The sequence below is a fragment of the Streptomyces sp. NPDC057474 genome, from assembly GCF_042802555.1.
In the GTDB taxonomy this organism is placed as follows: Bacteria; Actinomycetota; Actinomycetes; order Streptomycetales; family Streptomycetaceae; genus Streptomyces.
On sequence record NZ_JBHVDX010000131.1, the window covers coordinates 21,530 to 27,664 of the forward strand.

Sequence of the window (6,135 nt, forward strand, 5' to 3'; positions counted from 1 at the left end):
AGCAGCAGCGTTGTCACTGGATCCCGGGATCGTGCCGGGTGCCGTGCTCGTTCCAGTCCCAGGCGTATCGACTGCTCCCCCTCGACCGTTTCCGATCAACGGTCGCTCCTGATCAGCCACTCCTCGTCGGCCGTCTCCGCCCTGAAGCCCCGCGCCACCGACGCCGCCACCAGCACCCACGCGCCGAGCACCAACGTGAAGAAGGCCCAGGACAGGGGCCAGACGGAGGCGTCCAGGGGCTCGGGGTGGGTGTGGAAGGCGGTGTACATCAGGGCGGACGGCGGGACGGCGACCAGGAGCAACGGCCAGGCGAGGGCGTCCCGGTGGCCGAAGTAGGCCGCGAGGAGCAGCAGGACGAGGGCGAGGACGACGACCCCCGTGACGGTCACGGGGGTCGTCTCCGAGAGGGAGCCCTCCAGTTCGGGCCGGTTGCGCAGGTCCCAGGGGAGGCAGAGGCGGTACGCGGCCGCGGCGAGGGCGGCGCCGAGCAGGCGGGTCAGCCAGCGTTCCGGCCAGGGGCGCGTGCGCAGGGGGCGGAGCAGCTTCTCGGTCATGCGTACGAGGGTTCCGGGGCGGGCGGCGGGCCGACAGAGTACGGGTACTCAGACCGGCCTGCTCACCCGTACTCAGGGCGGCAGCGCCCCGAACGGGCGCGGGGAACTGCGCGGCCAGCCACGACGACGCGGCGGACAACCGCGGCGCATCCCGGCCCTCTCAGCGGAGCGTCACACCTTCGCCGACAGCGGCTCGGCGATGTCCTCCAGGGAGCGCCGCTCCGCCCGCACCGCGAGGAACGCGGCCACCAGGCCCGCCGCGCACATCAGGCCCGCGCCGATCCGGAAGGCGAGGACGGTGTCGGAGACGACGCCGGACTCCGTCAGTTCGGCGAAGATCAGCGGGCCGCTGATGCCACCGGCGGCGGTGCCGAGGGCGTAGAAGAAGGCGATGGCCATCGCGCGGGTCTCCATGGGGAAGACCTCCGAGACCGTCAGGTACGCGCTGCTCGCGCCGGCCGAGGCGAAGAACAGCACCACGCACCAGCAGGCCGTCAGGGTCACCTCGTCGAGCGAACCCCGGCCGAACAGCCAGGCGGTGCCGAAGAGCAGCACACCGGACAGCAGATACGTCGACGAGATCATGATCTTGCGGCCGACCGTGTCGAACAGCTTGCCGAGCAGGAGCGGGCCGAGAAGGTTGCCGGCGGCGATGACGGCGAAGTAGTAGCCGGTGTCGGAGGTCGGGACGTCGTAGAACGTGGTGAGGATCGCGCCGAAGCCGAAGGTGATCGCGTTGTAGAGGAACGCCTGGCCGATGAAGAGGGAGAAGCCGAGGATGGCGCGGCGGCGGTACTGGGAGAAGACCGTACGGGCGATCGTGCCGAAGCCGATGCTCTCGCGCTGGTGGACGGTCATCTCCTGCTCGGCCGGCGGCAGCGAGCGGCCCTTCTCGGCCTCGACCTGCTCCTCCGCCACCCCCACCAGCCGTTCGGCCTCCTGTTCCCTGCCGTGGATCAGCAGCCAGCGGGGGCTCTCGGGGACGTTCCGGCGGACCAGCAGGATCACCAGGCCCAGCACCACGCCGAGGGCGAAGGTCAGCCGCCAGCCGACGTTCGCCGGGAAGAGGTCGGTGTTCAGGGCGACGATCGACAGCAGCGAGCCGCCGATCGCGCCGAGCCAGAAGCTGCCGTTGATGACGATGTCGACGCGGCCCCGGTACTTGGACGGGATCAGCTCGTCGATCGCGGAGTTGATGGCCGCGTACTCACCGCCGATACCGAAGCCGGTGAGGAAGCGGAAGAGGAAGAACCACCAGGTGGAGAAGGAGAGGGCCGTCAGCGCGGTCGCCGCCAGATAGACCACCAGCGTCACCATGAACAGCTTCTTGCGGCCGAACCGGTCGGTCATCCGGCCGAAGAAGAGGGCGCCCGCACAGGCGCCCGCCACGTACAGCGCGGCCGCCATACCCGTGACCTGCGCGGACGTGATCGGCAGTCCGCTGCCCTCCTCGGAGAGCCGACCCGCGATGTTGCCGACGACGGTCACTTCCAGACCGTCGAGGATCCACACGGTGCCGAGGCCGATCACGATCGTCCAGTGCCAGCGCGACCAGGGCAGACGGTCCAGGCGCGCCGGTACGGCGGTAGTGATCACACCCGGCGAACCTGGTGAACCCGGCGAACCTGGTGTACCCGGTGACTTCGGGTCTGTGACGGACATGGGCTCCGGCTCCCTCCACCTCAGGCGAACCTGACCCGAGTGCCCGCACGAGCAGGGATCACGCCCCACCAACTCCGGGTCACCCGCGCGTCCTTGCGCCCCGGTGGCCGGAACACCCGTGCCCGTCCCTCCTCCTACGCCCCCAGCGCCCGCGACACCGTGTAGATCAGCAGGCCCGCCAGGGAACCCACCACCGTGCCGTTGATCCGGATGAACTGCAGGTCTCGGCCGATGTTCGCCTCGATCTTCTTCGTGGTGTGCTCGGCGTCCCAGCTCGCGACGGTCTCGGTGATGAGGGAGGTGATCTCCGCGCGGTAGGTGGTCACGACGTGCACGGCCGCACCCTCGACCCACCTGTCCACCTTGTCCTGCGCACTCGGCTCGGTGGCCATCCGGGTGCCCAGCGACAGCAGGGACGTCCGGACCCGCAGCCGCAGCTCGCTGCGCTCGTCCTCGGCGGCGGACACGATCATCGACCGTACGGCCGTCCAGGCGGAGGCGATGAGGTCCTGGACCTCGCCCCGGCCGAGCACCTCGCCCTTCAGCCGCTCCACCCGCGCGCGGGTGTCCGTGTCGGACTGGAGGTCGGTGGCGAAGTCGGTGAGGAAGCGGTCGAGGGCGCCGCGCGCCGGGTGAGTTGGCGAGTCGCGCATCTCGGTGACGAAGCGGAGCAGCTCCTTGTAGACCCGCTCACCGATCCTCCGGTCGACGAACCGGGGGGTCCAGCCGGGGGCGCCGCCCTCGACCGCGTCCATCACCTGCTCGTCGTGGAGGATCAGCCAGTTCTGGGCGCGGGCGCAGATCAGATCGACGGCCCGCCGGTGGCCGCCGTCGACGACGACCTTCTCCAGCATCTTGCCGATGCCGGGCGCTATCTCCTGAGCGCCCGCCCGCCGGGTGATCGCCTCCCCGACCACGGCCTGCACGTCCGAGTCGCGCAGCACGGTCAGCGCGCCCCGGAGCGCGGTCGCCAGCTCGGCCGTCACCCGGTCGGCGTTCTGCGGCTCGGCGAGCCACACGCCGAGCCGGCTGCCGATACCGACGGCCCGCAGCCGTTGCCGTACGACGTCCTGGGAGAGGAAGTTCTCGCCCACGAACTCGCCGAGAGTGACGCCCAGTTGGTCCTTCTTGGTGGGGATGATCGCGGTGTGCGGGATGGGCAGCCCGAGCGGATGCCGGAACAGGGCGGTCACGGCGAACCAGTCCGCCAGCGCGCCCACCATGCCCGCCTCGGCCGCCGCCGCGACATAGGCCGCCCAGGCACCGGCGCCCTCGTGCGAGGCCCACTTGGCCAGCACGTACACCACCGCCACGAACAGCAGCAGCCCGGCCGCGATGAGCTTCATCTGCCGGACGCCCCGCTGTTTCTCCTCGTCGGCGGCGCTGAAGGCGGTCATGGTGCGGTGCGAGACGCGCGGCTCGGCGGTCACTGCCGCCTCATCCGCTTCTTCCGCTTCATCCGCTTCTTCCACTTTCGTACGGTCCATTCACTCCACCCGTTCCTGTCCCCCGTACATATTGTCCCGTTCTTCGACTTTTCAGCTCTTCGGCTCGTCGGTTCTTCAGCTCTTCGAACTCTTGGTGACGTACTCCATAGATCTACTCAGACCTACTTCTGGAACGGAACAGGAGTTCCCCGCGTCTGTCCGGGCGGGGGAACCGAGGGGAACCGATGGGGATTCTCGCAAGCCGCCCCCATCCCATGCCGCATCATGGGGTGATCACATCGGAGCCTCGGGCTCCACAGCCCGAGGAGTTACACACCGCATGACCAGGCATCACGGTTATGCACTTCTGGCGGCCATGGCCGCCCTGGTCGTGGCGATCTCGACCGCGATATACATCGGCGTCGGCGTCGACGACGGCACCCAGCACCAGGAGACCTTCGCCCGCGCGCCCCGCAACAGCGCCGCCCCCGCCTCCACAGGCGTCTGGGTCGGCGCCTGGGCGACCTCGCCGAGCGGGTCGGAGCCGGGCACCGAGAGAGACGGCCTCGCCGGCCGCTCGGTGCGCAACGTGGTGCACACGACCGCCGCCGGTACGAGTGCCCGCGTCACGCTGTCCAACCTCTACGGCCAGCAGCCGCTGACCATCACCCACGCCTCGCTCGCCGTCGCCGCCTCGACGGACACCCCGGCCGCCGCGGCCGACACCATGCGCCGCCTCACCTTCGCCGGCAACCCGACGGTCGTCATCGCGGCAGGTCAGCAGGTGGTGAGCGACGCCGTACGGGTGGCGATCCCGCACGACAGCGACGTACTGATCACCACCTACTCCCCCACCCCCTCCGGGCCCGCGACCTACCACGCGCACGCCCGGCAGATCTCGTACACCGCCGAGGGCGACCGGACGGCGGACGTCACCGGGGAGCCGTACACCACGCAGTCCCTGCACTGGCGCTACGTCACCGCCCTGGACGTGCTGAGCAACGAGTCCGACGGCACGGTCGTGGTCCTCGGCGACTCCCTCACCGACGGGATCACCTCCACCGTCGGCGAGAACCGGCGCTGGACGGACGTCCTCTCCGGCCGCCTCCGTGCCGCCGCCGGCTCCTCCGACACGCCCCGCTACAGCGTCGTCAACGAGGGCATCAGCGGCAACCGCGTCCTGACCGACGGCAACGGCCGCCCCGCCGAGAACCCCAGCGGCCTCTCCCGTTTCCAGCGCGACGTCCTCGGCCGTACGGGCGTCAAGGCCGTCGTCATCGACCTCGGCGTCAACGACATCCTCAAGAACCCCGGCCAGGCCGACCCCGACGCCATCACCGCCGGCCTCCGCCGACTCGTCGACCAGGCCCACGCCCGCGGCCTCCGCGTCGTGGGCACCACCCTCATGCCCTTCCACGGCCACCGCGGCTACTCCGACCAGCGGGAATCCGTACGCCAGGGCATCAACGACCGCATCCGCTCCGGCAACGTCTTCGACACGTACATCGACTTCGACAAGGCCCTACGCGACCCGTACGACCCGCGACGGCTCCGGTCGGACTACGACTCGGGGGACCACCTCCACCCGAGCGACAAGGGCTACGAGCGGATGGCGGAGGTCTTCGACCTCCAAAAACTGAAGGGCGCGGCTCCAGCAGAGCTGTAGCCCTTCAGGGGCGCGGGGAACTGCGCATCTTTCAGGGGGCGCGGGGAACTGCGCGTCTTCAGGGGGCGCGGGGAACTGCGCATCTTTCAGGGGCGCGGGGAACTGCGCATCTTTCAGGGGCGCGGGGAACTGCGCGAGCAACCACGACGCACCCGCAGCCGGCATACGACCTACCGCTCCCGCCCCCTACGCCGCTCCCGCTCCCGTTCCCGACGCATCTCATGCGCATGGTCACGATGGGACGCGTGCAGCTCCCGCCGAGCTTCCCGCCGCTCCAACCGCTCCTGCCGCCGCGCCTCCTTCAACCGCTGCCGCTCCGCCTTCGGCACCTTCCGCTCGACCCCGACCCCGCCCCAGAACGCGAACCCGGTGATGATCACCCGGGGTGCCCCGGGGTCCCCCGGCACGCCCTCCTCGCTGTGGTCGAAGCCGCCCATGACCCCGATGCCCCGGACCACGACCTCGACCCCGGGCGGCACGATCACATTGATCCCGCCCATGATCGCAACGCAGTTGATCGTGACCTCGCGCTCCGCGAAGTACGCGTCGCGCAGGTCCAGTTCCCCGCCGCCCCAGAACGCGAAGCAGTCGAACCGCTTGGGCACGGTCCAGTGCCCCTTGCGCTCGAAACCAGACATGACGGCGACACCCCAGGTGGACGTGCCCTCGCCGCCGACTATCCGCTCCCGCCAACTCGCGTCCGCGGCGGGCCCCTTGACCAGCGAGACGGACGGCGGCGGCACGACGGCCGGCGGTGCCACGGTCCCCGCGCCCGGCAGATCGCGGGTGATCGGCGCCAGCTCGCCGTACGTCCGCGCCTTGTACG

5 protein-coding genes are annotated in these 6,135 nt (G+C 70.3%); 1 reads left to right on the forward strand and 4 read right to left on the reverse strand.

The window, feature by feature from the left end:
- Positions 1-95: 95 nt before the first annotated feature.
- The 3 genes from ACFU53_RS29970 to ACFU53_RS29980 all read right to left on the reverse strand — a co-directional run bounded on the left by ACFU53_RS29970 (position 96) and on the right by ACFU53_RS29980 (position 3,703).
- Positions 96-554, reverse strand: coding sequence for a hypothetical protein (locus ACFU53_RS29970; protein ID WP_383999088.1), 459 nt, complete (start codon positions 552-554; stop codon positions 96-98).
- Positions 555-725: 171 nt separating this feature from the next.
- Positions 726-2,216, reverse strand: coding sequence for an MFS transporter (locus ACFU53_RS29975; protein WP_383999091.1), 1,491 nt, complete (start codon positions 2,214-2,216; stop codon positions 726-728).
- Positions 2,217-2,350: 134 nt separating this feature from the next.
- Positions 2,351-3,703, reverse strand: coding sequence for a DUF445 domain-containing protein (locus tag ACFU53_RS29980; RefSeq protein ID WP_383999093.1), 1,353 nt, complete (start codon positions 3,701-3,703; stop codon positions 2,351-2,353).
- 280 nt (positions 3,704-3,983) lie between these two features.
- Here ACFU53_RS29980 and ACFU53_RS29985 point away from each other — a divergent pair, with 280 nt between their 5' ends.
- Positions 3,984-5,309, forward strand: coding sequence for an SGNH/GDSL hydrolase family protein (locus tag ACFU53_RS29985; protein ID WP_383999096.1), 1,326 nt, complete (start codon positions 3,984-3,986; stop codon positions 5,307-5,309).
- Between the two features lie 170 nt (positions 5,310-5,479).
- Here ACFU53_RS29985 and ACFU53_RS29990 read toward each other — a convergent pair.
- The coding region (locus ACFU53_RS29990; RefSeq protein WP_383999099.1) for a hypothetical protein at positions 5,480-6,135 on the reverse strand (656 nt) is incomplete at its 5' end.